The 25,742-nt window shown below is 70.0% G+C and carries 24 protein-coding genes and 1 pseudogene; 14 read left to right on the forward strand and 11 right to left on the reverse strand.

Annotated features, from left to right (window positions below; all coding sequences use genetic code 11):
* From GA0070560_RS30075 to GA0070560_RS18055, 4 genes and pseudogenes are all read right to left on the reverse strand, one after another.
* Positions 1 to 171 (reverse strand): annotated as a pseudogene (locus GA0070560_RS30075) (IS1634 family transposase); the annotation flags it as partial.
* Positions 172 to 515: 344 nt separating this feature from the next.
* Entirely contained in the window at positions 516 to 1,169 is a 654-nt protein-coding gene (locus GA0070560_RS18045) for a class I SAM-dependent methyltransferase (protein WP_091298873.1), read from the reverse strand.
* Positions 1,169 to 2,398 carry a methionine adenosyltransferase gene (locus tag GA0070560_RS18050; RefSeq protein ID WP_091298876.1) on the reverse strand — a complete coding sequence of 410 codons (1,230 nt, stop codon included), beginning with the start codon at positions 2,396 to 2,398 and terminating at the stop codon, positions 1,169 to 1,171. Before GA0070560_RS18050 ends, GA0070560_RS18045 begins: the two co-directional genes overlap by 1 nt.
* Before the next feature lie 20 nt (positions 2,399 to 2,418).
* Positions 2,419 to 3,321, reverse strand: coding sequence for a radical SAM protein (locus GA0070560_RS18055; protein ID WP_091298879.1), 903 nt, complete (start codon positions 3,319 to 3,321; stop codon positions 2,419 to 2,421).
* Positions 3,322 to 3,676: 355 nt separating this feature from the next.
* On the opposite strand from GA0070560_RS18055, the gene GA0070560_RS18060 reads away from it, so the two are divergent.
* The 12 genes from GA0070560_RS18060 (at position 3,677) to GA0070560_RS18110 (ending at position 15,889) form a co-directional block, all read left to right on the forward strand.
* Positions 3,677 to 6,034, forward strand: coding sequence for a nitrate- and nitrite sensing domain-containing protein (locus tag GA0070560_RS18060; protein WP_170839464.1), 2,358 nt, complete (start codon positions 3,677 to 3,679; stop codon positions 6,032 to 6,034).
* Positions 6,034 to 6,447: a roadblock/LC7 domain-containing protein gene (locus tag GA0070560_RS18065; RefSeq protein WP_091298886.1), complete on the forward strand. Its 414-nt coding sequence runs from the start codon at positions 6,034 to 6,036 to the stop codon at positions 6,445 to 6,447. Before GA0070560_RS18060 ends, GA0070560_RS18065 begins: the two co-directional genes overlap by 1 nt.
* Positions 6,444 to 7,043 (forward strand): GTP-binding protein, encoded by a 600-nt coding sequence (locus GA0070560_RS18070; RefSeq protein ID WP_091298889.1) that lies wholly within the window; start codon positions 6,444 to 6,446, stop codon positions 7,041 to 7,043. The genes GA0070560_RS18065 and GA0070560_RS18070 overlap by 4 nt, the downstream gene beginning before the upstream one ends.
* A gap of 44 nt (positions 7,044 to 7,087) precedes the next feature.
* Positions 7,088 to 8,302, forward strand: a complete 1,215-nt coding sequence (locus tag GA0070560_RS18075; RefSeq protein ID WP_091298892.1) for an ABC transporter substrate-binding protein — start codon at positions 7,088 to 7,090, stop codon at positions 8,300 to 8,302.
* Between the two features lie 30 nt (positions 8,303 to 8,332).
* Positions 8,333 to 9,196, forward strand: a complete 864-nt coding sequence (locus tag GA0070560_RS29115) for a branched-chain amino acid ABC transporter permease (protein ID WP_211565904.1) — start codon at positions 8,333 to 8,335, stop codon at positions 9,194 to 9,196.
* A 68-nt stretch (positions 9,197 to 9,264) separates the two neighbouring features.
* Positions 9,265 to 10,242, forward strand: a complete 978-nt coding sequence (locus GA0070560_RS29120; RefSeq protein ID WP_211565905.1) for a branched-chain amino acid ABC transporter permease — start codon at positions 9,265 to 9,267, stop codon at positions 10,240 to 10,242.
* Positions 10,239 to 11,039, forward strand: a complete 801-nt coding sequence (locus GA0070560_RS18085) for an ABC transporter ATP-binding protein (RefSeq protein WP_211565906.1) — start codon at positions 10,239 to 10,241, stop codon at positions 11,037 to 11,039. The genes GA0070560_RS29120 and GA0070560_RS18085 overlap by 4 nt, the downstream gene beginning before the upstream one ends.
* A complete protein-coding gene (locus tag GA0070560_RS18090) occupies positions 11,023 to 11,775 on the forward strand; it encodes an ABC transporter ATP-binding protein (RefSeq protein ID WP_281184507.1) in 753 nt (250 codons plus the stop codon). Before GA0070560_RS18085 ends, GA0070560_RS18090 begins: the two co-directional genes overlap by 17 nt.
* 721 nt (positions 11,776 to 12,496) lie before the next feature.
* Positions 12,497 to 12,868: a hypothetical protein gene (locus tag GA0070560_RS28245; RefSeq protein ID WP_139131521.1), complete on the forward strand. Its 372-nt coding sequence runs from the start codon at positions 12,497 to 12,499 to the stop codon at positions 12,866 to 12,868.
* Entirely contained in the window at positions 12,865 to 13,653 is a 789-nt protein-coding gene (locus GA0070560_RS18100; RefSeq protein WP_091298902.1) for a class I SAM-dependent methyltransferase, read from the forward strand. The genes GA0070560_RS28245 and GA0070560_RS18100 overlap by 4 nt, the downstream gene beginning before the upstream one ends.
* 302 nt (positions 13,654 to 13,955) lie before the next feature.
* On the forward strand, positions 13,956 to 14,639 hold the full coding sequence (locus tag GA0070560_RS18105) for a hypothetical protein (protein WP_091298905.1): 684 nt from the start codon (positions 13,956 to 13,958) through the stop codon (positions 14,637 to 14,639).
* A 122-nt stretch (positions 14,640 to 14,761) separates the two neighbouring features.
* A complete protein-coding gene (locus tag GA0070560_RS18110; protein WP_091298908.1) occupies positions 14,762 to 15,889 on the forward strand; it encodes a tetratricopeptide repeat protein in 1,128 nt (375 codons plus the stop codon).
* A 284-nt stretch (positions 15,890 to 16,173) separates the two neighbouring features.
* On the opposite strand, the gene GA0070560_RS18115 is transcribed toward GA0070560_RS18110, so the two are convergent.
* Both GA0070560_RS18115 and GA0070560_RS18120 read right to left on the reverse strand, forming a co-directional pair.
* Positions 16,174 to 16,542, reverse strand: coding sequence for a GntR family transcriptional regulator (locus GA0070560_RS18115; RefSeq protein ID WP_091298910.1), 369 nt, complete (start codon positions 16,540 to 16,542; stop codon positions 16,174 to 16,176).
* A gap of 436 nt (positions 16,543 to 16,978) precedes the next feature.
* Complete coding sequence (locus GA0070560_RS18120) at positions 16,979 to 18,439, reverse strand: tyrosine-type recombinase/integrase (RefSeq protein ID WP_091298912.1); 1,461 nt, start codon at positions 18,437 to 18,439, stop codon at positions 16,979 to 16,981.
* Between the two features lie 217 nt (positions 18,440 to 18,656).
* Here GA0070560_RS18120 and GA0070560_RS18125 point away from each other — a divergent pair, with 217 nt between their 5' ends.
* Positions 18,657 to 20,042: a hypothetical protein gene (locus GA0070560_RS18125; protein WP_245675580.1), complete on the forward strand. Its 1,386-nt coding sequence runs from the start codon at positions 18,657 to 18,659 to the stop codon at positions 20,040 to 20,042.
* A 66-nt stretch (positions 20,043 to 20,108) separates the two neighbouring features.
* Here the strand turns inward: GA0070560_RS18125 and GA0070560_RS18130 are convergent, their stop codons facing one another.
* The 5 genes from GA0070560_RS18130 to GA0070560_RS18150 all read right to left on the reverse strand — a co-directional run bounded on the left by GA0070560_RS18130 (position 20,109) and on the right by GA0070560_RS18150 (position 23,992).
* A complete protein-coding gene (locus GA0070560_RS18130) occupies positions 20,109 to 20,477 on the reverse strand; it encodes a DNA-binding protein (protein ID WP_091298915.1) in 369 nt (122 codons plus the stop codon).
* A gap of 231 nt (positions 20,478 to 20,708) precedes the next feature.
* Positions 20,709 to 21,203 carry a hypothetical protein gene (locus GA0070560_RS18135; protein WP_245675581.1) on the reverse strand — a complete coding sequence of 165 codons (495 nt, stop codon included), beginning with the start codon at positions 21,201 to 21,203 and terminating at the stop codon, positions 20,709 to 20,711.
* Between the two features lie 214 nt (positions 21,204 to 21,417).
* Positions 21,418 to 21,966 (reverse strand): DNA cytosine methyltransferase, encoded by a 549-nt coding sequence (locus GA0070560_RS18140; protein ID WP_091298920.1) that lies wholly within the window; start codon positions 21,964 to 21,966, stop codon positions 21,418 to 21,420.
* 108 nt (positions 21,967 to 22,074) lie between these two features.
* Positions 22,075 to 23,079 (reverse strand): TRM11 family SAM-dependent methyltransferase, encoded by a 1,005-nt coding sequence (locus GA0070560_RS18145; RefSeq protein ID WP_091298923.1) that lies wholly within the window; start codon positions 23,077 to 23,079, stop codon positions 22,075 to 22,077.
* Positions 23,063 to 23,992 (reverse strand): hypothetical protein, encoded by a 930-nt coding sequence (locus GA0070560_RS18150; protein ID WP_091298926.1) that lies wholly within the window; start codon positions 23,990 to 23,992, stop codon positions 23,063 to 23,065. The genes GA0070560_RS18145 and GA0070560_RS18150 overlap by 17 nt, the downstream gene beginning before the upstream one ends.
* 855 nt (positions 23,993 to 24,847) lie before the next feature.
* On the opposite strand from GA0070560_RS18150, the gene GA0070560_RS18160 reads away from it, so the two are divergent.
* Entirely contained in the window at positions 24,848 to 25,732 is an 885-nt protein-coding gene (locus GA0070560_RS18160) for a hypothetical protein (RefSeq protein ID WP_091298932.1), read from the forward strand.
* The last annotated feature ends 10 nt before the right edge of the window (positions 25,733 to 25,742 follow it).

Here is a 25,742-nt window from a genome sequence, read left to right on the forward strand (position 1 = left end):
GATCGACGCGGCGAGCCGACGCATTCCTTCGACGTCGACCTGGTCGACACGGCCCAGGTTCATCAGCACATCAGGCTTGATCTTGCCGGCCACGCGGCGGTTGTGCGCCAGGGCGACGTAGCGCACCACGCTGCCGTCGGCGTTGGTCCGCGACGTGAACCGCAGATACATGACTACGAAGAAACCACATCACCGCTGGCCACACAAGATATGAGTACCTGCTCGTGTTACTACACTTTCGGGCCCGCAGGCCCGGTGTGAGGCATCCGCAAGCCCGTGACCAGCAGCGATCCAGAACTGATCAGGCCTGTGTTCCTACGAACTGCGGAACTCGGGGGTGAGCCGAGGGTGCGTAGTCCGATCGGCGAGGGTGTCACCAACTACCCTTTCAAACGCCAGGTCGGCCGCAGTGCGCAGGCCCGCCAGGGTGCCTTGATCGACAGCGTCTGGGATCGTGAGATAGCCGTCCCGCCGAAAGCGAGACCGCATGGTGTTGCTCACTGACAGCGTCCGCATCAATGTTGCCCCTTCTGCGCGAGTGGAACGACAAAATCTCCTGTCGGCTTCGTCCAAGCGGCGGGTAGTTGGTCCCGGGGTAGGGCAAACCTGGTGGCGGTCCAGCCTGGGAAGTGCCGGTCAAGCACCCGTGCCCGCGTCCGGGATAGCTGAGAACCGCTGTGGAAGAAGCTGAACCGACCGCTCGGCCGTAGCGCAGGCATCGCCACCTGCTCGACGAAGGCAGCGAAGTCGGCGTCTGCGTGCCCATCGGGTGGCCAGGTGTCGTACATGATCGCGTCGACGCTGCCAGGGGCAAGGTCGAGCGACTGCCAGGGTTCGACGACAACGCGGACGGGACACGGAAGTTGCGCTTCGATCCTCGGTGCCACGAGGTCGACGACCGCCGGATGCGGTTCGACGGCTGTGTAGCTCGCCGGTCGCAATGCCGCGAGTTGTTCAGCGAACACACCCAGACCGAGTCCGACCTCCAACACGTGGGCGCCGGCGCGGTCTCCAATCAGCTTCGAGGCGTGCTCGGCCATCAGCGCGGACTCGGCGATGAACATGACGTACGTGTCCCCGAGTCGGAGTCCGTCTCGGTCGATGGCGACCGGTCGAGATCGCAACTCGTGCAGGTGACGGATATGGGTCTCATCCAGCTCGACCGGCATCAGGAGTGCCCCGGCTCGCGGAACCGGCTGACCGGATCGGTCGTCAAGAACCGTTCGCAGTAGCTCGGCGCAGTCCCCACCGCTTCCAGTGCGAGTGCCTCACCGAGGTTGCCGACCGGCGCCTCAGATCGGATGAGGACGTACGCCGGCTCATCGAGTCGATCGCCGTTGCGTGCGGCAATGACCACCTCCGCGTAGACGCCGAGTTCAGCGAGGATGCGTCGGGCGAGGTCATCCGCCACGGCGGTGTAGATCTTGCCGACGTGGTGAAGGGGGTTCTTGCCGGCGGGTGCCTCACCGCTGGCCGGGCGGAGCGGCTCTATCGCCCCGTTGTACCGGTTGCCTCGACCGACCGCCCCGCAGTCGCCCTTGCCCAACGATGTTCCAAAGGGTGCGAGGTAGCCGCGACCCGGCACATCCTTGGTGTTCAGATACAACCGTCCCATGGTCAACGGGATCGGTGTCTCGTCGAGGAAACGCTTGAGTTCCCGCCAGATCTCGTCGCGGATCGCGTCCAGAGCCGTCCGATAGGCCGACCAGCTCTCGGTGCACTCGGGGCGAAAAGGCACGGCGGCGGTCACCTCCAGATCGCTGCCGTCCCGGACGACCATGACTTTGACATCTGTGCCGGTCTTGTACCGCTGACGAAAGGCGGTGCCGGTCAACACCGTTTCCAGCCACACCGCCGTCCGCGCCGCAACGCCGCGGAGGCCCGCACCGGCGCACATGACCGTGTCATTGGCGACCAGCTCACTCTCGAGTACGTGGCTGATGGCCGCAGCCGTACGGGGCTGATAGAACTGTGCGTCATGGTCCACTGCCGTGCCGGCGGTGTTGTTCGCATACATCCGTAGGTGACCAAGAACCGCACGGTCCTCCAGCACGTCCGTGAGCACGGCACGGACCACGTCATCGAACAGCTCGAGAACGGGCACCTCCGTTCCGTCGATTCGCTCCGTAAGTTTGCCGAACAGGTAGCAGTCCACAGGCTTGCGGATGTCGTAGCCGCCGAAGCGAACGTCAGCGGCGGCGCCCACCAGGTTCACCTTGTCCACCCAGTGGTTCGGCACCGCGCCGAACTGCTCCCGGCAGGTCGTCGAGTAGCGGCGGGAGAAACTGTCTGCAACAAGATCCGCGAGGCTGTCGGGGTGTCCGATGCCCTTGCGCTCCGCGACGTCGAACGGCGCGCGGTCGGGGTGCACCGCTCCGAGGCTGGTGATGACTCTCATGGCGCCTCCTCCTCTCCTGATCACGGACGCGCGGCGGCAGCGGGGGCGGATGCGGGTTGCGGCGGGTCGACGAGATACGCCATGCATTGCGACAGCACGAGCACCCGTTTCGCTGGGCAGGGCTCCGGTACGGCAGCAGGCTGGAAGGTGCCGTCGTAGAGGTTTCCGTAGCTGGTCGGCACCGACGCGCATCGCCGTACGTCGCCCGTCACGGTCACCTTGAACGAGGTCATGCCGGCCGTACAGGGCTGGCCGCGGAACGCGAGCATCCCGTCGAGGTACGGCCGGTTGAAGTTGTACTCGCCGGAGTTCGCCAGGATCAGCTCACGCTCAGCCTCGGTGTAAGACTCCGGGTATCGGCGACCTCCGTAGACGCCCTTGAACACCTTGGCTCGCAGCGGCTCGACCCCCAACGCTGCCAGGGTGGTGAGGTCTTCGCGCAGTCTCGGCAGTAGCGGCGGGTACAGCACGTACAGCGCCACCACGTCGAATCCGGCCTTGCGCAGGATCCGGAACGACTCGGCGTACTCACCCATCGGCAGTCCGAGCCGCTCACGCTCAGGCACGTGCAGCGCCGCGACGATCTTCGCCACGCGCGAGGGGTCGACCTCAGTGGCGAACCTGGCAACAAGTTCGGGCGATGCCAGGTTGGTGTTGATGCTGATCCAGTTACGGCGGGTCAGACCGGCGCACAGCTCCACGAACCCGGGGAACAGAAACGGCTCCCCACCCGACATGTGCACCAGACATGCGCGGTCGAGATCTTCAAACCGCCGCACGACCAGATCCGGATCGGGCTCGGTCAGGTGCTTCTTGTTGAGCACGTAGCGAATCTGCGGGTGGCAGTACTCGCAGTAGAAGTTGCAGCGATTCGTCAGGTGCCAGTCGAATTCCCACTCCCACGGTGCGGGATCGGACGTCATGGCCGAGACACGCAAGGGGTCCCCCTCTTTTGAGCCTGCCGTTCGGATACTGACAGTTGCCGATGCCTCACTCTGTCGAAGCGCATCGCTTCCGAGACAGCTCACGGTGGGGGTCCACGGTGGACCCCCACCGTGAGCTTTGCGGGGCATCGCGGCCGGACGATCGTGTACGGGACACCCTCAGGCGGGGTCGGATGGTGGCCTGTCGCGTTGGCTTGCCCAGCAGACCAACTCGACCTCCAGGTGCGCCAACGCATCTGCTCATCGCATTGCGTCAACGATCCGATCGAGCCGCTGCGCATTAACCGAAATCGAGAGGACTGTTGTGCCTGTTGCCAGGAGGCTCGCGCTCCTGTTGTTCATCCCGCTGGCGGCGACCCTCGTCTTCGCTGCGTGGGGTGTGGCGTCGACGAGCCGGCAAGCACTCGGAGCCGACCGCCTGGAGTCGTTGGTTGCAGTATCGGCGAGCGCGGGTGAGGCGGTTCATCAGCTCAGCCGGGAGCGTGAAATCGCCGCCAGCTTGGTGTCGGATCCCGAAGCAAGCCTGAATGTCTATCTGGAGCAGGTGGCGAGCTCCGACCGTGCGGTGGATGTCTACCAGCAGCACCGCAACCGGGTGGACTCCGCAGTGTTGGTGGAGTTGGTCGGGCCGTTCGACGAACAGCTTCGGCTGTTGCCTGCTCTTCGGGAGCAGGTCAAGGCTCGCTCGACGCCGTTGACGGCCGTTCTGGTCCGCTACCGCGTGTTGATCTCGCAGGGGTTGACGGTTCGGGAAAGCGTTGGTCAGGTCGGCGGCGCCGACGGGGCGGTCGCGGATCAGCTGCGGGTGGCGGCGGCGTTGTCCCGCGCGGCGGAATACGCGGGCATCCAGCAGGCTTCGGTGGCGGCCGGCAATGGAGTGGTGCTGACCCCGGCGGTGCAGGCGGAGCTGGCGGCGACGCGGGCTGGTTACGACGAGGCGCTGCTGGTGGTGGCAGAGCGGTCGTCGGCGCTGTGGCAGTCGTGGTTGGACCAGGCGTTGACCGGGCCTCAGGTGCTGGCGGCGCAGCGTTTCGACGACGAGGTTGCCCGCACGCAGGTCGGACAGCGTCTGCGCGTCGATGCCAGGGCTTGGGCGGCAGCGACCAGCGAGCGTCGTGAGCGCCTGCACGAGGTGCAGACCCGCGTGGACGCTGACGTCGCCGCAGAGGTGGGTCGTCAGCGTACCGAGCAGTGGATTACCACGGGTGTGTTGTCGGGTGTCGCGGTCGCCCTCGTGACGGCTGCGGGGGCGCTGGTATGGCGGCAGGGCCGGGCGTTGGCGCAGCGGCTGCGGCGGGTCCGCGACGCTGTCACCCGGGTAGCGGAGCGGGAACTGCCTGACCTGGTGCGCCGGGTCGGCGCCGCTGACCCGGCCGATGAGTCATCGATGCCGCCTCCGCCGGCTGCACTTGCGCCTGCAGCGTCCGTGCGGGACGAGGTAGACGAGGTCGCTGCCGCGTTCGACACCTTGGCGCTGAGCACGTACCGGATCTCGACGGATCTGGCTCGGCAGCGGCGGGTGGCCTCGGGTGCGGTGGAGGCGGTGGGGCGGCGGTGTCAGGGGATGACGCACCGGCTGCTACGCGAGTTGGACATGGCCGAGCGGGAGGAGAAGGACGCCGCGACGTTGGCGACGTTCTTCGCGGTCGACAATCTCGCCGCGCAGCTGTTGCAGTTCGTGCAGAACCTGCTGGTGCTCTCGGGCCGGTCGCTGGGGGCGGTGCATCCCGAGCCGGCGGCGCTGGTGACGGTGGCGCAGGCGGCGCAGGGCCGCATCCAGGAATACCGGCGGGTGACCCTCGGTGCGATCGACGAGCGGGTCCTGGTGCCGCCGGTCATGATCGATGACCTGGTACACCTGCTGGCGTCGTTGCTGGACAACGCCACCCGGTACAGCCCTGGGGACGCGCTGATCACCGGGCACCTGCTAGGCAACCGGGCGATCGTTCAGGTCACCGACTCCGGCACGGGAATCAAGCCGGAACTGCTGGAGCGGTTGAACCGGGAGCTGGCAGCGCCGGCACCGATGATCGAGGTGGAGCACATTCGCCGGCAAGGTCTGGCGACCGTGGCATTGCTGGCCGCAGCGCACGGCCTGCGGGTGAGGCTGCTGGCGGCGCAGCCGCACGGCACAGTCGCGGAAGTCGAGATTCCCGCCGAGAAGCTCCTCGTCGCGGTCCCTGAGCCGGTGGCCCTGCCCGCTGGGCCGATCGCGGGCCGCCGCGCCCCTGGTGGGACACCGGCGTCCACCCTCCCCCTACCCGCCGCCACCCGCGCGTCCGGCCGGCATGGGGACCCGCCACCGGCGCTGCCTGTCCGGCGGGCGCCATCGGCCCCGCCCACGGCCGATAGTCCGACCCAGCCGCTGCCGGTCATCCCGGCCCCGCGGCCAGTACCAGCGCGGGAGTCGACGCCTGTATTCGACGAGGCCGCCCGGCTTCTGCCACCGCCGGCGTGGTTCGTCGAGGGCGCAACGGTGCACATGCCCCCGGCTTCGGCTTCGCCTCCACCTGCGGCCGGCAACGCGACCACGCCCAATGGCCTTCCCAAGAGGCAGCCGATGGCCGCGTTCCACCCCCCTGCGGTGCCCGCCGCCGAGGCACCGCGCCGAGCACCTGGCGGCCTGGCCAGCACGGCAGCCGCATACCAACGCGGTCTCGGCCGCCGCCCCTCCCATTCGAAAGGTTCGTGATGAGCAGCGATCTGAGCTACCTGCTGAACAACAACCTGGTCGCCCGCGTACCCGGGATCAGCCAGGCCGTGGCCGTGTCGGCCGACGGGCTGCTGCTGGCCTGGACCGACGGGCTCAACCGGGACGCCGCCGAGCGCCTCGCCGCGGTCGCTGCCGGAATGAACAGCCTGCTCAACGGCGCCGCCCGTGACCTGTCCGCAGGCGGCGTGCAGGGCAACCTCACCGAGCTGGCCCACGGGTTTCTGATCCTCGTCGCGGTGAGCACCGGCGCGTCGCTGCTCACCCTGGCCACCCGCGACGCCGACCTCGCGTTCGTCACCGAAGAGCTCGGCCGCTTCGCCGACCAGGTCGGCGACCAGCTCACCCCCGCCTTCGCCGGCACACTCACCACCGCGGCGACCGGCCAGCGATGACCGCACCCGCCATCGCCGCGCCGCGACCCGCCGGCGGGCCGCCGAGCCTGAAGATCGTGCTCACCGGGCCGTTCGGCGTTGGGAAGACCACCCTCGTCGGCGCGGTCTCCGACATCGCGCCCGTGACCACCGAGGCCCGTATGTCCGCCGGCAACGCCGACGACGACACGTCCCTCACGCCAGCCAAGACCACCACCACGGTGGCGATGGACTTCGGCCGCCTCGACGTCGACGGCGTCACCCTCTACGTCTACGGCACCCCGGGCCAGCACCGCTTCTGGTTCATGTGGGACGCGATCGTCCGGGGCGCCGCCGGCTCCGTGGTCGTCGTGGACACCCGTCGGCTGCAGGACTCGTTCCGGCACCTCGACTACGTCGATCACGTCCGGCTGCCCTACGTCGTCGCGGTCAACCAGTTCCCCGGTGCCCGCTCCTACCCCGCGTCGGCCATCCGCGAAGCCCTCGCCCTGGCCGCGGACGTGCCGATCGTCGACATCGACGCCCGCGACCGCGACAGCGTCCGGCGGCTGCTCATTGCCCTCGTCGAGCACGTCATCACCCGCACCACGCCCGCCCCGCCTTCCGTCTGCACGTGACCGCCCCCGGACCGCATTGCTCATCCGCGAAGGAGCACACACTCATGGCACACCCCGTCTCACGACTGCGCCGCGGACTCACCGCAGCGACCGCCTCCGGACTACTGATGGCTGGCGCGGCGTGCAGCGGCACCGCCGCTGACGCCGGCACCGTACGGGTCGGCCTGCTGGTATCGCTCTCCGGCACCTACACCACCGTCGGTGAGGACATGCAGCGCGGCTTCACGCTCTACCTCGACAGCCACCACGGCAAGCTCGGCGGCCGGAAGGTCGACCTGGTCGTTGCCGACGAGGGCGACGGTCCGGCCACGGCAGTCCCCGCCGCACAGAAGCTCCTCGAACGCGACCGCGTCGTCGCCCTGACCGGGCTGGTCGGCGGCGCGACGGTCGACAAGGTGCAGACCCTCACCACCGAGAGGAAGATCCCCCTTGTTGGAGCCAACGCCCGGCCCGCGTTCGCCCCGGTCGCCGGCAAACCCCGCGACCTGACCTACACCTGGCACACCTCCTACAACTCCGACGAACCCGGCATCGCGATCGCGGAGTACGTCAAGTCCCAGGTCGACGACGGTGAGGTGTACGCGATCGGCCCGGACTATCAGGGCGGCTACGACGAGCTGCGTGGGTTCACCGACACATTCACCAAGCTCGGCGGGAAGCTGGCCAACCCCGGCGGCAGGACCCTGTTCACCCCGTTCCCGGCGACGGAGAACTTCCTGCCGTACCTAAACAAGGCCGCCGAGACCAAACCGAAGGCCGTCTACACCTTCTATGCCGGAGCATCGGCGGTGGCGTTCGTCAAGCAGTACGCCCAGTCGGACCTCAAGGACGTGCCCCTGTACGCAGCTGGCTTCCTCACCGAAGGGTCAGTGTTGAACGCACAGGGCCCAGCTGCGACCGGCATCCGCAACGTCCTCAACTACTCGCCCACCCTGGCCAACCCCGCCAACCAAAAGTTCGTCGCCGCCTGGTCCGCCGCCGGACACCCCGGGCAGCCGACCACCTTCGCGATGGCCTCCTACGACGCCGCCGCTGTCCTCGACCGCGCCCTCGCCGCCGTCGACGGCGACGTCACCGGCGACAAGCTCAACAACGCCATCGGACAGGTCGGACGGATCGTCAGTCCGCGCGGCGATTGGCAGTTCCACCCCACCGAGCACCGGCCGGTGCAGCGCTGGTACCTGCGCGAGGTGAAAACCGACGGGCCCGTGCTGTCCAACGTGTTGGTGCAGGACCTCACCACCCTGCCTGCCAGCTGACACCGCCGATCGCAGAGGGGTGGGGTGCGCATGGACGCTAACCTGATACTGGCCATCGACGGGATCGCCTACGGGCTGCTGCTGGCGATCGCGGCCGCCGGCCTGACCCTGGCCTTCGGTGCCGGCGGCGTGCTCAACCTCGCGCACGGCACCCTCGTCGCCGCTGGCGGCTACCTGGCCGTAGCCACCAGCTCCGGCACCTGGAGCAGCCTCGCCGCAGGGATGCTGGCGGCGACCGCGGTGGGCGCCGCCGGGGGCGGTGTCATGGCCGCCGCGACCGCCGCTCTGAACCGCCGAAGGCACCTCGACCAAGCGCTGCTCACCTTCGGTGCTGCCCTGATCGGCGGGGACCTGCTGACCACGATTTTCGGCCCGGACATCCTCCGCCCGCGCGTGCCCGCCGTGCTGGAGGGCACCGTCATCGTCGCGGGACGCCCCTACCCGGCCGACCGGCTGGCGGTCCTTGGCATCGCCGTCGCCATCGCCGTCGCCGGGTACGGGGGGCTGCACCGCACCCGCGCTGGCCGGCTGATCCGGGCGACCGTCGATGACCGGGGCATGGTCGCGGGCATTGGCGTCAACCCTCGCCTGGTCGACGCGGCCGTGCTGGTCGCCTCCGGCGCTCTCGCCGGGCTGGCCGGGGCGCTGTCCACCCCCATCCTCGGCGTGGGGCCGGACACCGCGGACACGGTGCTACTGCTGTCGCTGATCATCGTGGTCTGCGGCGGGCTGGGATCGGTGCCGGGCGCGGTGGCCGCCGCAGTCGCTGTCGGCCTGGTCCAGACCGTCGGAGTGACCACGATCCCCGGACTGGCCCCGTATCTGCTGATCTTCACGATGGCCTTGGTCCTGCTGGCACGCCGTACCCCGCTGACCGGCGAGGTCCACCGATGAGCACCGCGCCTACCTCACGCAGCCACCGCACTATGCTTAGCCGCGGGCGGCAGTGGGTCCCGCCGGCAGTGACCGTCGCCGCGCTGATAGTCGTGGTGGCCTCGCCGGATGCCTACCTGCAGGCCAGCATCTCCCGAATGGCACCCTTTACGGTGCTCGCGGTCAGCGTCGCCGTAGTGACTGGGCACGCCGGCCTGCCTACCCTCGGGCAGGTCGCCCCGTATGCCGTCGGCGCCTACACCACCGCGCGCCTCGCCCTCGCTGGCATCACTGCGGCCCCCGTGCACCTGGCGGCGGGCGCGCTCGCGGGCGCGGTGGTGGCGGGCGTACTCGGCGCGGCGCTGGTCCGCTACCGGGGCACCGTGTTCCTTATGCTCAGCCTCGCCGTTGCCGAGCTGAGCGCGACCAGCGCCGCCGGGTGGCAGGCGGTCACCGGCGGCACGGATGGCCTCGCTGGCATCCCCGCCCCCAGCCTGGCGCCCGTCACCCCGGCGCTGGTCGACGACCGAGCAGTGCTGCTCTACGCCGCTACGGTCACCACGGCGACGACCGTAGCGGCGATCTTGCTGCTGCACGGGCCCCGGCGCTTGCTGCTGCTCGGCGCGCGGGGCAACGAGGACCGGGCCCGCGCGAGCGGTCACCCGGTGAACCGCTACCTGTGGCTGGTGCATACGGGCGCCGGGGCCGTGGCCGGGATCGGTGGGGCGCTGCTGATCCACACCCACCGGTGGATCACCCCCGCCGACGTCGGCTTCACCACCGCCGCCATCGTCCTCCTCGCTGTGGTCATCGGCGGGGCGACCTCTCTGCCCGGCGCTGTCGCCGGCGCCGTCGCGGTGCTGACCGTCCGTGACGTGGTCGCCCTGTCCGCACCGGGCCATGCGCCCCTGCTGCTCGGTGTTCTGTTCGTCGCCGCCGTGTATGTGCTGCCCGGCGGTCTGGCCGCCCTTCCCGCCCGCATCCGTCACCTCCCCCGTCCCCGCTGGCTCACTCGCGCCCCGGATGGCAGCAGCGTGGCCGAACCTGTCGCGAGGAGCATGTCGTGAGGATCATCCACCGCATCGACCCCAACGGTGTGCCGTCGCAGCGCAGCCACGGCGACATCGACCGCGCCCACGGCAACGGACTGGTCGCCGCCGGACTGCGACATGCCTACCAGCGGCTGACCGTGCTGGACCTCGACGCGTTCACCGTCGCCCCCGGCGACCGGCACGCGGTCATCGGACCCAACGGCGCCGGTAAGTCCACTCTGCTCAACCTCCTCGCGGGCACCACCCGAACACAGGCAGGACGAATCACCTACAACGGGCAGATCATCACCCGCCGCAGCGCGGCCTGGCGCGCCCGGGCCGGCATCGGCCGCACCTTCCAGCACCCCACCGTCTACCCCGACCTGACCTGCCTGGACTGCGTGCGCATGGGTGGCTGGCACCACCGCCACCATCCCGAATACACCCCCAAGCAAGTGCTCGACCTCGTCGGCCTCGCCGATCACGCCGACCGGCCCGCCGCGAGCCTCTCGCACGGGCACCGGCGCATGCTCGACCTCGCTGTCGCCCTCGCCGGACAACCCCGCATCCTGCTGCTAGACGAACCCGCCGCCGGACTCACCGAGACCGAAACCGACCGTCTCCTCGACGTCCTCACCGGGCTGTCCAGCTGGATCGCTCTCGTCCTCGTCGAGCACGACATGAGCGTCGTCGCCGCCCTAGCCAACTGGATCACCGTGCTGCACCACGGCCACCGCTACGCCGACGGCCCCGCCAACCAGGTGCGCGCCGATCCCGCCGTCGCCGCCCTCTACCTCGGCACCACCGGAGGTGATGATGCTGAGCGTCAGTGACCTTACCGTCGGCTACCAGCACGACGCGCCCGTCCTACACGGAGTCACCCTGGACATGGGCTCCCAAGGGGTCCACGCCATCGTCGGAGCCAACGGGGCGGGCAAGACCACCCTGCTGCACACCCTCGCCGGGCACCTGCGCCCCACCGCCGGCTGGGTTCTCTGCGACGGCCACGACGTCACCGGCTGGCGGCCCCCCGACGCCGCCCGAGCCGGCATCGCCCTGGCACCCCAGGGCCGCCGGCTGTGGCCCTCTCTGACCGTCCGCGATCACCTCACCGTCACCCGCCCGCCCCGCCACCGCGCCCACGGCCGAGCATGGAACGTCAGCGATCTGCTTGACCTGTTCCCGGCCCTCGCCGCCCGGCTGCGGCATCACGCCCACCAACTATCCGGTGGCGAACAGCAGATGCTCACCATCGCCCGCGCCCTGCGCCTGGCACCCCGGCTGTTGCTCGCCGACGAACCCACCGAAGGCCTGGCCCCAGCCATAGCCGCCCACCTTCAGACGGTTCTGGCCGACCTGCCCCGCCACGGCGTCCCCGTCTGCGTCGCACTGCCCCATGCTCGATCAGCCGCCGCCCTCGCCAGCTCACTGCACGTTCTGACCGGCGGGCACCTCAACGGCCCCATCGATTCCCACGGCACCGGCGCGGACGACGCCCTACGACACCACCTGGCCCTGACCTCAGCGGCCCGCCCCACCCGCACCCCACCCGTGGAGCACAACCGATGAACCGGACCGGACCTCCACCCACTGCCGATCAGCACCCGCCCACCGCCACCCGGGCGACGGCTGGTACTCGGGCCCGGCAGGGGGCGACGACCGGCAGCCCCGCCAGCATGCACACCGGACGCGCCACCGTCGGCGTCACCACTGTCGTGCTTCTGGCCATCGGCGTCCCGGTGCCCGCAACCGCCGCCAGGCACCAGCCGTCGGCTCTCGCCCTCGCAGCCCCGTCATGCCAGCAGCCGACAACCCCCACGACGCGCTTAGAAGTCCTCGCCGAGGCGACCCGGCACATCGCGGCCACCCGGTTGTCGTACCCTGCGCCAGCGAGCCAGGCCCTACGAGCTATGGCCCGCAGCGTGTCCAACAGCCCGTGCGACCTGGTTTCCGGGCGGTTCGACCTCATTCGCTACCAGCAGTCAAGCACTCCACCACTACACGGGGTAGCGCTGCGGGAGGTCATCCGGTGGCGCGCCGACGATGAGTCCGGCGCCCAACTCGCCACCCAACACCCTCCGGGCCTGGTCGAGGTCAGCAAGGACTACTGGAGGTCCGGCGACCTGACGCGCGCGGGCATGGCCCACACCTTCAGCAGCGGCGACATGCTGCGCGCCGAGGTCCGCGCTACCGGGCCGCAGCCCGCCGAACCGAACGAGGTCCTGCAAAACTGGCCTACCTGGCCACCTGGCACAGCCCTCGCCGCGACGGCCGGGCCACCATGGTGGCCGTGCTCGCCGACGTCAACGGGCTCAGCTACTACCCACGCGTTGTCGACCGGGCGGACCGCCGAGGGATCGGCGTCGCCGCCACCGGCGCCGAGGGCACCAGCCGCGACCTGCTCATCCTGCACCCACACACCGGTGAAGTCCTCGCCTACGAGGCTGCCCACGCGACAGGCTCCGGCTGGCAGGTCGCCACCTACGTCCTCTTTCTCGGCCACGGCCACGCCGCCCGCCGCTGGTGGGAACCTCCCAGCCCGGCGCGGCCAGTTCCCCCGCTTCAACGGCGCCTATATCCGCGGCCGCAACAGCACTGGCTGCAGACGTCCACCCAGCCCTGCGAGATTCCGCCCTACCCAAAACCAGGAGCACGCCGATGAGCACGACCACGCCGCAGCGCTACCAGTTCCGCAACAGCCCCACTCAACTCCACCCGCTACAGCAGGTCCTCGACCCGATCACCCTCGACGAGCTGACCCGCTTGGACATCACTGCAGGGCAGACCGCCCTCGACGTCGGCGCTGGCGCCGGATCGATCGCCCGACGCCTGTGTGAGCTCGTCGGGCCTACCGGCAAGGTCATCGCCGTGGATCTCGACACCACCCTGCTCGACCCCACCGGCGTTCTCGACATTTACCAACGCGACCTGCGTACCCAGGCCCTGCCCGTCGAACGCGGCACCGTCGACCTCGCCACCGCCCGCTGCGTCCTCGAGCATCTGCCCAACCGACACGCCGTACTCAACCAGATGATCACGGCGCTGCGGCCTGGCGGGCACCTCGTCCTCGGAGAGATCGTCTACGCCCCCGTGTCCGTCCACACTCCCGGCAGCAGCGACGGCGACCTTATTGCTCGCGTCGTGCACGGCGTCCTCGACGTGCTCTCGGCTCGCGGCGTCGACCTGCACTGGGGCGACAAGACCCCATCCGTGCTACTCGGCAACGGCTTCGAAGACGTCCAGACCCGATGGATCGCCGAGACGTGGGCCGGCGGCAGCGCCGGCTGCCGCCTCTACGCAGACAACGCCCGGCAGCTACGCGACAAGCTCCTCGAAGAGGACCTCTCCGAAGCCGACCTGGACCGCTTCGCTGAACTCATGACCGACCCGGCAGTCCTCGTTCGCGGCTACCAGTTCGCCTCCACGACCGCCCGCAAACCCCGCTAAGGAAGCTCAGGCGCGGACGCCTCGCCGTCTCGCCCGCAATTCGGTCGCCCGTTGAGCGCAACCTCGGCAACCAGTTCTGCCGGCGGCGTCTACGGCACCCGAATCACTTCCGGACCAGAAAGGCGGCCCCAATCACAGGACACGAACGCAAGCCGTACAACCGGTGCCGGGAGAACGTCATGTCCCCGGCGTCCTAACGCCCAAGGCTGAGCTGACGATGCTTCCTGTCTACGGCCAGCACGCCTGGATGCCCTATCCGTCGTGCCGTGCACCCACATCCGGACCACCCTTGAGGACCAGCTATGCACACAACCGTGCTCCACCGGGCGATCGACCTGTGGGCTGCACGCCGCCCGCCCCAACACCTTGCCGCCGTCGCCGCCGCGATGCGCGCCATCGTCTCCACCACCAACCTGCCCGGCGACCCCGCGTGGGAGCACCGCTCCCGGGCCCTCCTAGCCGACTTGGATGCCGCACAGCACCGTCACGGCCCGGCACATCCCCACACGATCACCGCGACCCTCGCCGTCGCCGGGCACCTCGCCACGCAACCCACCACCCCACTGGCCGCCGTCTACTACCGAGCCACCGTCGCCGACAGCGCTCTGCCGGGCGAGCACCTCGCCACGTGGAAGACCCTCGACATGCTGACCGTGTTCCACGCTCTCGGCGCCGACCACCGGGTCCAGGCCACCATCAGCACCCTCGTCCACGACCTCGTCGAGACCCACGGCCACCTGCACCCCACAGCCACGGCGAGCTGCCTCACCTGGGCCCAGCTCGCCCCACACGACCACAACGCCACCGGGATCGCCGCCATCGCGCTCGCCGGCCTTCGCCACATCCCCGACCCGCTGACCCGCGTCGCCCTCACCGGCCTCGCACGACTCACCGGCCAGAGGCCTGCCACCACCACCTGCACGCCCGCGTGCCTCGAAGCGGACCGCGTCCGCACTGGCATTCCGAATCCGACGCACCGCCGCTGACACGAACTTGGCGATTCTGCACCGCTGCCGCCCGCTGTCCAGCCGCCAACGACAGGGCTGCACCGATCCAGCCCGGCCACCATCCGTCCACGACCGCCACACCCGGCGAGGAACAACCACCGATGGCCTACCCCCGCAAGTACTCCCAAGACCTCATCGACTCGGTCGTTGAACGCGTCACCGAGCAGCGTGCACGTCGCCACCACGGCGCCGTCACCACCGTCGCCCGCGAACTCGGCCTGGAACGGCGCCTCGTTCAGGCATGGGTCAGCGAAGCCAACCGGGGCGCCGCCCACATACCGGCGCCGCCACTGGGCTCCCCGCCTATGTCTCACCTACCCGGTGACGTCACCGTCGTCCTACCCCCAGGCCTGCTGCACTGCCAGCGCTGCGCGCAGCTCATGAGCTCTGTTGTCGGCGTTACCGGCACCCTCGTCTACCAGTGCCTGCCCGACTGCCGTTGCCGGCCGCTGCCCGCAGGCATCCTGGTCGACACCATCGGCCGCGCCGTCCTTCGCATCGCACCACAGCTCGTCGACAGTTCCACAGGAGCAAAGACGCCGGAGGCCGCCGCCAGCCACGCCGACCGCGTCTTCACCCGCATCACCGCCGGAAAGAACGCGACTGACCTGCACTTTGCCTGGTGTTCGATCTCGACGGCACAGCCAGGACAGCCGGCCGCCGAGGCTGTTCGCCACGCTCGGAAACTAGCCGATACAGATCTCTTTCATGCCCGCGAGGTCCTCCGCCGCACCCTCGCCGCTGTCGACCCCGCCACCGCAGACGCCCACCACGGCCACGCCGACGCTGCGAACCTCTACGCCGAGATCCTCATCCGGCTCGGCAATCCAGCAGCAGCGACCAGTTGGGCCGCCTACGCCCAACACAGCTTCGCGCGCCTAAACGGGCCCGCAGCGCTGCGCACGCTCACCGCTATGCACCTACGCGCCACCGCACACCGCCTCTGCGGCCACTACCAGCGGGCGTACCACCTGTATCTAAACCTGTCAGAGACGCTCAGGATCTCGGCCGGCTCCGACGCCCACCCCGCCCTCGCCGCACAAGCGAACCTCGCCGTCGTCCTACATGCCTTGGGGCATTGCGTCCGAGCCCGCACCCTGCTGGCAGACACCATCACCCTCCACCGACGCGCCCACCCAGGGCATCCCGCCACCGAAAAGATGGTCGGGCACCTGGCCCGGATATGGCAGTACTGCGCTGATCAACGGCACCAGCACGTGGAAACGTGATGAACGCGCTTCAGGTGGGCAGCCGGAGGATTCGTCGTACGCCCCCTACGCGGGTTGCCCCGGTCTCGCTGTCTGCTCGTTGTCCAGGCCTCCTCTGAGATCGCCCGCCGCCTCAGCCGCATATTGTCGTCGCCACGGCCCAGAGTCACGCCCGAAGTGACGGGAAGCCCTTCCGGCGGAACTTTGGGAACCGCCGCTGCTGCCGCTGTGCGACGTCTGGTCTCACCCCAACTGCTCGTCTGTCGTGCCCGGCAGGAGCGCGGTCGCCCAGCGCTCCTGCCGGGTTATTTGGGCCAGCGGCTCTTGTCGCTGGGGGGCGGGGTGAGCTTGCTGATGAACTTCGCGAGTGCCGCCTGGGCAGTACCCAGCGCAATCCTGAGTTCCTCGGCCGCTTCCGACAGGTCGTCCTGGTTGTCCTGGCGAGGGGGCACCGCGATAACAAAGGTGCCTTGACCCTGTCTCGGTTCGATGAGGCCTTCATCGATGAGGACCGACTGGGCGTGGCGGATCATGTTGAGGTTGTTCTCGCAGTCGTATTCCCTCTGAAGTTCTGCGATCGGGGGAATCTTGGAGCCGACCGGCCCGAACTCTTCGTCGGCAAGCCTCCTGCGGAGGTCATCGGCTATCTGACGATAGCGTGGCGTCGGTGTCATGGAGCCTATGATACCTATATTTATATATAGGTCAAGAGCTGTATAGGTCTTCAGGCTAATCGGTTGCCGAGCTCTCTGGCGAGCCTGCGGCGCAGCCCGAGGGTGTTCTCGTCGGCAAGGCACGGTTGCGCTCGAGCACGGCGTCCAGGAAGGTTCGCACCGTGCCCCTTCCCTGCCGCGAACCACGCGTTTCGCGCGCACCCTCAGGTCAGTTATGGGCCCGACATTTCTCAGCCGGCCTCGTGGGGCGAGCGTCTCCGGCTAATCCCGCCGGACACCACACGCGCGGTGACCAGTGGGCGGCCGGCACGGACGTGGGCCAGGTACCGACGTAGCGCAGGGATCGATCATCAGGGTCGCGTGGGCTGCCCGGGTACGGGTTGTCCATGGCGCCACCGCCCCGCACGTCTTGGCCATCGATCACTCAAGACTTCTCTCACGCGGTCTTCGGGCGGCGCCGGTCGATCGTGTTGGCCACCGCGTCGGCGGCACTGCGGTGCAGGTCCTTGGTGACGCTCTGGTAGGTGTCTCGGGTGAGGGTGGTGGTGGAGTGGCCGAGTTGTTCGGCGAGGACCTTGATGTCGACACCGGCGCCGAGGGCCACGGTGGCGGCGCTGTGGCGTAGGTCGTGCAGCCGGATCGGGGGCAGCCCGGCCTGGCGGACGAGTCTGCGGAAGCGTTGGGTGACGGCGTTCGGGTGCCACGGGTGACCGTCGGGGCGGACGAAGAACAGGCCGGTGTCCGGCCAGCTGTTACCAGCGGCAAGCTGCCAGGCGGCGCGGCGAGCCTTGTAGGCGGTGAGGACCTTGACGGTTTCGGCGTCGAGTACCAGGTCACGGTTACCGGCTCTGCTCTTGGGCGGCTTCTGCACCGCGGTGTAGCCGTGGGTGGCGATCTGGTTGTTGATCGTCGTCTCGCGGCGGTGCAGGCGGACCTCGCTGTCGCGTAGCCCGCACGCCTCACCGCGGCGGGGCCCGCGGTAGGCCATGTAGTGCCACATCGGGTACAGGTCGGGGGCATGGACGGCCGCGTAGTCGAGGAACTGCACGATCTGCGTGTCGGTCCACACCATGACGGGGCCGGGGACCTTCCCGGTGACCTTCCACCTCTGTACCCGTTCGTCCTCCCACACGATGGGCAGCGGCCGGTTGGCGGGGGTCTTGACCAGGGCTGCGGGGTTGGAGCCGACGATGAGTTCGTCGGCGAGAGCGTCGTTGATCGCCTTGCGTAGGCAGGCGCGGATCCGCTGACGGGTTGAGGGTCCGGTCGGGCGGACGCCAGCGACCGTGGCGCGGACGCCGGGATCGGTGCTGGCCTTCGCGGCCCGGATCTCCTCGTTGCGGCGTTCGATGGCGGTAAACATGGCGCGGACGTGACCGGTGCGCAGCTTGTCCAGGGCGACCTGGCCGAGGTGCGGGATGAGGTGTACCCGCACGATCGACTCGTACCCGCGGATGGTGTTGGCGTCGATGGTGAGGTCGCTGAGCCACTGGGTGAGGTACTCGGCCACGGTCGGCATCGGTCCGAGTGGGCCGTCGCCGCGCAGCCGCTGACGCACACCGTCGATGTCGGGAAGGACGCCGCCTGCGCGGACCGTGGTTTGGAGCAGGTCGGCGATCTCGGTACGCCGGCGGCGGTCGTGTCCGGCCAGCGCGAGGAGCGTACGGGCGTGGTCGAGTTCGGCGGCGGCGTCGCGTCGGCTGTCCAGCCCGGCGCGGCGCAGCTGACGACGGCAGCCGTCGCCGGTGGCGGGGAGTTCGAGTTGGTAGGCCCAGTGGCCGTGTTCGGAACTCCAGGCCCGGTTCGGGCGGCGTAGTTTCGGGCAGGCGTTGCCGAGGGGCTTGCCGGTGTCGGGGTGGCGGCAGCCGCAGCGTTTGAAGATGCTTCCGTCTGGCATGGCTGGTGGTGCTCCCGTTCGTCAAGGGGTGAGGCATCGGTTTTGTCGATCGACATCCACGCGTGATCGGGGGGCGCGATCAAGTCGCGGCGGGCCCAGGCCGGTGAGGGGAATTCGCGCGCGCCGGGACCCTGTAGCGGTGAAATTCGGGTGCGCGCCGCTGACGGTGCTGGGATCCTGGCCGGTTCGCTTGATTTCGGGTCATGGAGGATGGGCAATGGTGGCGGATGAGCTGGTGGGGTATCGGGTACGGCGCCCACAACTGCGTGCGGCAGCGGCACAGTTGATGGCGGCGGTACTCACCGACCTCGCCGCTGGCGATGGGGCCCCGGTGTTCGCGACCGTTCCCGACTTCGGCGAGTGGCACCGCCACGGGCAGGAGTCGTTCGTCGCGATCCGCCGCGGCGCCTGGCAGATGCCGAGCCGGGTCGCCGACTACCGGTTCCTGGACACCTTCGCCGAGATGGCGGCGGTACGCGCCGTCGTGGTCGCCGATGAGGTGCTGCGCGAGCGGGTGGATTGCCTTGTCGGGGTGGAGTTCGCGCTCACGTACCGCCAGTTGGGGTGGACGCTGGTGCAGCACGTCCTGGAACCCATGGTTGCCGCCGTCCGGGGCTACCGGTTCGACCAGGACGCCTTCGACGCCGCGTACAGCCGGCTGGAGGAGGGTCTGCTGGCCACGCGGGCGCGGCTGGTCGAGGTGGTCCCGCTCAATGCCTTCACCCCCACTGCGGGCACCGAGGCGGTCACCTTGCCGGACGGCCTGGTGCTGCAAGCGATGAGCGACCGGCAGATGAGCGCCGCGATCGGGTACCTCGCGGTTCCGATCACCTTCGCGGGCGGCCCGAACTCGGTGACCGTGTCGCGGTTCCACCAGTGGGCACTGACCCGCTGCATCTCGTACCCGGTGTGCTCGTCCACGGACGTACCCGCCCAACCGACGGCGCCGGAGTTTCCCTCGCTGGTCGAGCCGGCCAGCCGCCTGGTGACCGCGCTGCGGCTGGTGTGCGGCGGGTCCGTCACGGCGACTCGGGCGATCCGCTGCCCGCCTGACGACGACTTTCCCCAGGGTCTCGGGCCGACGGCGTTACTGTCGGCGCTGCCCACCTTCGACGAGGAGCGACCGACGATCCTCGGGCGAGAGCAGGTCGACACCGTGCGCGAGGTATACGGCCTCCTCGCGCATCCCGCGGTCCGAAAGAACCGGGGTCTGCAGACCGCGCTGCGCCGGCTGGTCCTTGTGGGGGCCGACCGGGTACCGACCGACCGGCTCATCGACCTGATCGTCTGCGCCGAAGTGCTGTTCATCAAACTGCCAGGCCTGCCAGCGGATCGTTGGAAACAGGACAAGGTCGTTGACGGAGCGATCGCGCTCTTGGCGGACGACCCTGTCTTGCAGGCGCCGCCCGAGCGGCTCGAGGCTCTCCTGCGTCTTGGATACCGGCTCCGCAACGACGAGATGCACGGCGACGACCCGAGCAGGCAGGATCTGCGCACGCTCACCGGTCAGCCGACAGATGACCTGTCAGCTGTCGTGGATGACATCGAGCGGGTGTTGCGCCGCGCCCTGGTCCGGCTTCTCTCCGGCGTCGTGGAGCAGTAGTCGGCGCGACTGCACCGGCACGGCGTACGGAGCCGTGCCGGTGCACAGGCGTACTGCCCGGGCGGGTCACGGCGGAGGGCTGCAGCCCGTGGTGTCGCTGTCCCCGCCCGAATACCCACCGTCCTCGTCGGCACCCGCCCTGTCGGTGTCATCAGCTGTCGATACCGGTGGGGACTCAAGGTGCAGTTTCCGCAGGATCGGGGCGGTCGGTACGCGGTAGTACGCTCCGGCCCGGAACAGGGGCACCGGGAAGGCGTCGCGGGCGGCCAGCTTGTAGGCCGCCGAGCGGGAGATGCCGAGGATGGCTGCGGCGGTGGCGAGGTCCGTTGTCGCCCCGAGCGCCAGGATGCGCTCCGTGGTCCAGGTACAAGCTGCGTCGTCGCTGTCTGGGTTGGCGGCGGGGGCGGGGTTGCGGGTTCGTCGTGCTGATCGCATGGCCTTGACTCCTATTCTCAGACCGCCAGTCGCAGGGGCGGTGGGGGGTCCTGGGTTTCAGATGAGGGCTGGATCTCCGGAGGCGGCACCGCCATCGCGTCGGACTGGCGGTGCCACCAAGGAGCGAGGCCGTGGGGGCACGGAGCACGCCGATACCGGTTAGCGGGATCTCACTGGCACCCTGGCCTCAGCTGGCGCGCCATCACTGGCCATGTCGGTAGGCCAAGGGATTTACTCCCGCTGCCACGTGTGTGGGCACAGCAGCAGCCGCAGGGCGGCGGCGGCCTGCTGGGGGACGACCCCGTTGCCGAGGACCCGCAGCGCGAGCGTGCGCGGCAGCCCCAGGTCGGCGTCGGTGACATGGCCTGGGTCAAGGCCCATGAGCCACTCCACGAACGGCGGCGCGAGGACGGGTTTGCCGTGCCGGCCGGTCTGCGTGGGTTCCGGTGCGGGCCGGCCGAGAAGCAGCTCCCAGCGGGCGACCGCGGCGGCGTAGCCGCCCCACCGCTGCTGGTCGGGCTGCCCGAGCCCGGCGATGGTGGTGCGCAGGTCCGCGCCGCCGTCGCCGTGGCGCCCGGGACCGCGCCCGTCCGACGCGCGGGGGGTGGGCAGGATCCGCGCCGGGACCCGCACCGCCGCGGAAGGGAGAGTCAGGTCGCCGTGCGAGCCGCGCTGCCCAGGGCAGCCCTTTTCACCGTCGCTGGCCCGTGGGGTGGGCAGCAGCACCTGGGACAGCGGAGGCCGGAACCCGGCCCCCGCACGTCGTCCGGGCGTGCCGGTGTCGCTCGCCCTGGGGGTGGGCAGCAGACGCGCGCCATCGGCCCGCGTATGCCGGTGCTCAACCGTGCGCCCCGCGGTGGAGGTGGAGAGGAGGCCGTGGGTCGAGCCTGACGGTTCGATGAGGTCGGGCAGCCCGTGCTGGTGGCCGGGGCCTTTGCCGTCACGGGCGCACGGTGTCGGCAGCGTCCGCACCCCCTTCCGGTCCTGAAGTGGGTGTGGCCAGCAGGAACAGCCGGTCGCGGCGGTGGGCGGCGCCGATGTCGGACGCGCGTAGGCATGTCCAGCCCGTGTCGTACCCGATCGCGGCCAGGTCGGCTTCGACGACGTCGAACCCTCGCCGTAGGAGGGCGGCGACGTTCTCCACGAACACGAGCGGCGGTCGAAGGACGCGAACGGCGTCGGCGACGGCACTCCACAGGCTGGAGTGCTCTCCGGTGATGCCGGCGCGTTTGCCGGCGTTGGAGATGTCCTGACAGGGGAACCCGGCGGTGAGGACGTCGACGGGTTCGACGCGGGTCCAGTCGACGGTGCGGATGTCACCGAGGTTGGGCACGCCGGGCCAGTGGTAGGCGCAGACGGTGGCGGCGTGCCGATCGGTTTCGGCGTACCAGGTGAGCTGGCCGCCGAGCACCAGCTCGACGGCCATGTCGAGGCCGCCGTAGCCGGTGCACAGCGATCCGATGCGCGGTGCGGGTCGGTGGTCAATCACGCACCTCCGCCGCGTCGAGCGTCGGAGTCTCACCGCGTGCGGCCAACAGCAGAAGGCAGCAGCTGTGTACTCCCGCGGCGCGACTCGGGTGGCGGTGGGCAGGTGCACTCACGCGACCACCCCTCCCCCGAGGGTGTCCTTCAGGTTTCCTGAACCCGAGTCGGTCTGGCTCTTGATGAACACGAGGACGTCCTCGTGCGCGATCAGGTGCATGGGGGTGCCGGCGGCCCGTGCCTTGCGGACGGCCTGGAGTTGAAAGAAGGACGGCCGGGCCACGAGCCCGCCGTCGCGGACGGCGGCGAGCAGCGCCACGCACCGGTCGACGGGTGTGAGGCCGGCCCGGATGCCGGCGCCGATGACGGCCGACGGGAGGTCGACAAGTTCGCCGTGCTTGCGCCACGGTCGGGCGGTCACGACGACGACTCCACCGGGGCGTAGGAGGGTGTGGCAGCCGGCGAGGATCTGGGCGAACCCGTCGGCGAGGCCGGTGAGGTCGCGGTAGGCGAGGTTCCCGCGGTCGGTGCCGTCGTTGTAGGCGTTGTCGAACTTCGCCACGCCGTCGGCGCCGGGCCGGACCAGGCCGTGCACGGTCGGCCCGTACGGCGGTGAGGTCACCACGAGGGCGACCTGCCCGGCCAGAGCCCCGGGTACGAGCGACAGGAGGCTGGTGGCGTCGCCGCGGATGACGCCGGCCCGGCCGGTCGCGCCCTGGGTATGGGCGTGCTTGATGTTGGCGTCGGCGATGTCGGACCAGCGGGACTCGTACTCCACCCCGATCGCGTCGCGGCCGGCGTGGATCGCCTCGACCAGGGTGGTGCCGATCCCACACATCGGGTCGAGCACCAGGTCCCCCGGTTGGGTGTAGGCGGTCAGGGCGTGCGCGGCGATCGCCGGGAGCATCCGCGCCGGGTGCTGCACGGACTCGCGCACGTACCGGCCGCGGCGCTGGACCGGCCCGGTGGACTGCGCGGTCGCCCACACCGACAGGCCCTCCGGCCCGGGAACAGCCCGATGACGCCCGATCGGGCTGACGCTCGTGGCGGCAGTCGGCGTGCTCTGCTCGTCGGGCTCGGCCGGTGCGGCGTCTGCGCGGTGCTTAGCCACGGCGACCACCGCCCTCGCGCCCGCCCCGTCGAGGCGGGGCGTGGCGCTGGCTCTGGGCCTGGCTGAACACCATCAGGTCCGCGTGGACGCGCAGGTGCGCCACCTGCCACCGCTGGTCGACGGCGGTGGTGAGGGTGAGCAGTTCCTCGTCGGTGACGTGGTAGACGAACGCGTCCCCGTCGGTGTCGGCGGTGACGGCGACAACGTGCTGCAGGTAGCCCAGTCCGACACCGGCGGCGGCCTGGACCACGCCGGAGAAGTCTTCCGGGCCGGCGGTGGTGCCGGCCGGGACGGTGACGACGAGGATCAGGCAGCCGCCCGGTTGCAGCAGCGCGGCGCAGCCGGTCAGCAGCCACGCCAGCCGGACCCGGTTGGCGGCGGCGCTGCCGTGCAGGGGCCAGCAGGCGACCACGAGACTGGTCGCTGCCTGCAGGGAGCCGCCGGGTGGCAGGTCGGCCACCGTGTCGGCCGGTGAGTGCAGCTGCGGATCGGTGAGATCGTCACCGAACCAGGCGCCCATCTCAGGCAAGTCGTCCTCCCCGTCCAGTTCCGCACCGCCGGTGGTGCCGGCGGGCGGGACCGCAGTGGCCGGGCCGATGATCAGGCTGGACGCGTCGGTGAACCACGCCGGGTGGTGACGGCGCGCCCCGGCCGCGCAGGCCTGGATGAGGGCGTGGTCGGTGGTGAGGTCGATGACCGCCTCGCCGGGGCGGCTGTAGGCGCTGATGAGGCGGCCGGCCAGTCGGGTGCCGATGCTGCGTCCGGCGTCGCCCGGGGTGCGGGCGGTGCGCCAGACGGTGAGCGGTACCGGCGGGTCGCCGGCGACCAGGTCGGTCGGTGTCGGGTCGACTTCGGCCCAAGGGCCGGTGTCGACGGTGGAATCGGGATGCGGGTTGTGGTGCTGCGGCGTGTACTCGCTCATGTGGTGTCGGCTCCGCGCCGCGCCGTGGTGCGCTGACACCCTCAAACCGGTGTTTGTGAGCTGTGGCGAACACCTGCCGATCTCACGGTGATCTCACGGATGTCTGACAGCGGGTTCCCGTCCGCGTGGCTGACCCGGCCGCTCGGCACGCCCTCGCAGACGCCGGCTCCACCGGGCGGGATCAGCGTCAGGAGACTGTCAGAGCCGCCCACGATCAACCCAGCTCTGTCAGACACCCAGCGTCACGACCACCTCGACCATGACAGCGACGTACACCGATGACACGGGGGTGCTGGCCGGCATTGTCAGACCGCTGTCCGGCTTACCGGACGGCAGCGGCGTCACCGAGGACACCGGCTCCGGTCTGTCATTCGGACAGAGGTTCGTCAGAGCGTCGAGGCCCGCCGGACGGACGCTGTCAGCCGGCACGCAGACGCGGCGGCGCCCGGTGGACGCCGACAGTCGGCGGGGTGTCCAGCCGGTCGCGGTCTGACACCGTTGCGCCGTGAGGCGCTGTCAGGCGCTGTGAGACCTGCCGGGACGCGTCGTCAGACCCGCGCGGCGGTGCCGTGTCCTCACCGGCCGGCTGCCGCCGTTGCGGACCGTGTCCGCCGCCTCGGATCGTGTCAACGGGCAGGTCAGCGTGGCTTTGTCAGAACGATGACGCACGTCGACGTCGATCGTCAGTGAGCGGTGGCCGGTGGGCGACTGACGCCGTCGACCCGGTGTCCATGCCTGCGCAGCCTGCGCTGTCAGGGGTCCGTGAGACCGGGGTGGCGCAATGGCGGTCAGGCGCGCCGGCTGCACAGCTCCGGCCCGTCATCGACATTCGTCTCTGACATGGGAGCTCGTGACATGACCGCCTCCGCCACCGACTGGCCCGACTCACCTCTGGACGCCGTGGACACCGCGTTCGCCGACCTGACATGCGACCCCGACCCGTTGTCCCTGGACCTCGACCCACTTGTCGGCCAGCTCGGCGATGACACCGGCCTGCCCGGCGGTGTCATCGCGCTGCCGGCGTTGCGGCAGTGGCTGCTGAACCATCCCCGCGCCTACACGGCGCGTGACGTGGTGTGGCGGGAGCTGATCCGCCGCGCCCGCCTCGACGGACCCGCCTGGGTCATCGCCGCGGTCGCCCTGGCGATGCCCGCACTGCGCCGCTACGCCGGCCGGCTGCACACCGGCTGGGCCGGCGATGCCCACGACCTGGACGCCGAGATCCTCACCGGCTTCCTGACCGCCCTGCGCGACCGGGTCGACCTGGCCAAGCCGGCGCCGTACGCGGCGCTGTGCATGGCGGCCTGGCGAGCCGGCCACGAACTGCGGCAACGTGACGGCGCCGAGGCCATGCCGGTGGACAACCTCGAACACGTCACCGGCCCCCGCACCCCGAAGCGGCCCTACGGCCATCCAGACCTCCTCGTACGCCGAGCCGTCGAGCTGGGCATCGTCGACGCCTGCGACGAGCAGCCCTACATCGACGTGCGGCTGGGCCACCGGGCCATCGAACCCATCGCCGCCCGCCTCGGCGTGGAGGTCGACACACTGCGGCGACGTGTCGAGCGCATCGACATCCGCATCGCCGACGCGCTGGCCGCCGGGATGCTCACCGAGGTGACCTCACCGCGGGTGCGGGAAGACCTCGCCGCCGCGGCCGAGCGACGGCAGCACATCCGGGCCGCCCGCGGCCGCACCGCACGACCAGCGGCGGCGCAGGTGACGCTGGCAGCCGCCTGACCGCCGACCA

Source organism: Micromonospora halophytica (assembly GCF_900090245.1).
GTDB lineage: Bacteria > Actinomycetota > Actinomycetes > Mycobacteriales > Micromonosporaceae > Micromonospora > Micromonospora halophytica.